The following is a 2,057-nucleotide window of genomic DNA, read 5'->3' as shown; positions in this document are numbered from 1 at the left end:
CAAGGGTGGGGCGGGATTGTTGGGGTGTATCCATTGGGGAAATGTTGTTGAGGCCGGCCCCATCGCGAGCAGGCTCACTCCTACAGGTGAGCTTCGGTGTTCACAGTATCTGCGTTCACTGAAGATCACCTGTAGGAGTGAGCCTGCTCGCGATGGTCGCGACTCGGTATCACGCCTTACTGTGCAGTCAGGCTCAAATCCCGCAACGGCTTGCCACGCACCGGCGCATCGCCGGCCACGTAGTAATCGGCGGTGCTGCGCGGTAGCGGTTGGCGGCCACGGATCTTGTCGGCAATTTTCTCGGCGATCATGATCGTCGGTGCGTTCAGGTTACCGGTGGTGATGATCGGCATGATCGAGGCATCGACCACACGCAGGCCTTGCATGCCGTGCACGCGACCTTCGCCATCGACCACGGCCATGGCGTCGGTGCCCATCTTGCACGAGCAGGATGGGTGGAACGCGGTTTCGGCGTGTTCGCGAATGAACGTGTCGAGCTGCTCGTCCGTCTGCACGTCGATGCCTGGGCTGATTTCGCGGCCACGGTAAGGGTCCAGCGCAGGCTGCTGCATGATTTCCCGGGTCAGGCGGATGCCGTCGCGGAATTCCTGCCAGTCCTGCTCGGAGGCCATGTAGTTGAACAGGATGCTCGGGTACTCGCGCGGATCCTTCGATTTGGCCTGAACGCGACCACGACTCGGCGAACGCATGGAGCCCATGTGTGCCTGGAAACCGTGCTCTTTTACGCCGTTGCTGCCGTTGTAGTTAATCGCTACCGGCAGGAAGTGGTACTGGATGTTCGGCCATTCGAAATCAGGACTGCTGCGGATGAAACCGCCGGCTTCGAACTGGTTGCTGGCGCCGATGCCGGTGCCGTTGAACAGCCACTCGGCACCGATCGCCGGCTGGTTGTACCAGAGCAGCGACGGGTACAGCGAGACCGGTTGGGTGCAGGCGTATTGCAGGTACAACTCGAGGTGATCCTGCAGGTTCTCGCCAACGCCCGGCAGGTCGTGGACCACCGGGATGTCGAGCTTGTTCAGCAGGTCGGCGGGGCCGACACCCGAGCGTTGCAGAATCTGCGGCGAAGCAATGGCGCCGGAACACAGCAGCACTTCCTTGCGGGCGCGGGCTTCGACGCGTTCTTCTGCAGCGCCGATCAGGTAACGCACTCCGACCGCACGCTTGCCTTCGAACAGGATCTTGTCAGTCAGGGCGTGGGTGACGATGGTCAGGGTCGAGCGCTTCTTGGCGACATCCAGGTAACCGCGAGCGGTGCTGGCGCGACGGCCGTTCGGCGTGACGGTACGGTCCATCGGACCGAAGCCTTCCTGTTGGTAACCATTGAGGTCTTCTGTGCGCGGGTAGCCGGCTTGCACGCCTGCTTCAACCATTGCGTGGAACAGCGGGTTGTTGCCGGCTTTCGGCGTGGTCACGCTGACCGGGCCATCGCCACCGTGGTAGTCGTTGGCGCCGATGTCGCGCGTTTCGGCCTTACGGAAATACGGCAGACAGTTCAAGTAATCCCAGTCTTCCAGACCTGGCAATTTCGACCAGTTGTCGTAGTCCATCGCGTTGCCGCGGATGTAGCACATGCCGTTGATCAGCGACGAGCCGCCGAGGCCCTTGCCGCGACCGCATTCCATGCGACGGCCGTCCATGTGCGGCTCTGGGTCAGTTTCGTACGCCCAGTTATAGCGTCGACCTTGCAGCGGGAATGCCAGGGCAGCGGGCATTTGCGTGCGGAAGTCGAGACGGTAATCAGGGCCGCCTGCTTCGAGCAGCAGAACGGTGACGCCTTGGTCTTCAGTTAGACGGGTCGCCAGGGTGTTACCGGCCGAGCCGGCACCGATGATGATGTAATCGAATTCTTGGGACATAAAATGCACCCTCTTTGAAGTTGGTCAGGTCGCGGTGACCGAGCTGCCACTTACTTGTGGCGAGGGAGCTTGCTCCCGTTCGGCTGCGCAGCAGTCGCAAAACAAGCGACCGAGTTCTGTCTGAAGAATGCGGTGCCTGGAATGGGGCCGCTTCGCAGCCCAGCGGGAGCAAGCTCC

At 61.6% G+C, this 2,057-nt stretch carries 1 protein-coding gene; it reads right to left on the bottom strand.

All coding sequences use genetic code 11. The annotated features are described in order from the left end of the window. Positions 1-176: 176 nt before the first annotated feature. Entirely contained in the window at positions 177-1,880 is a 1,704-nt protein-coding gene (gene betA / locus DU29_RS0128495; RefSeq protein WP_028624751.1) for a choline dehydrogenase, read from the bottom strand. Positions 1,881-2,057 lie beyond the last annotated feature (177 nt).

The organism is Pseudomonas sp. Ant30-3 (assembly GCF_000690905.1).
GTDB lineage: Bacteria > Pseudomonadota > Gammaproteobacteria > Pseudomonadales > Pseudomonadaceae > Aquipseudomonas.
This window is presented reverse-complemented; position numbering and strand designations above follow the sequence as displayed.

Excerpts from the sequence above, each read along its gene's own strand:
- betA (WP_028624751.1), bottom strand. The coding sequence starts at position 1,880 with ATGTCCCAAGAATTCGATTACATCATCATCGGTGCCGGCTCGGCCGGT.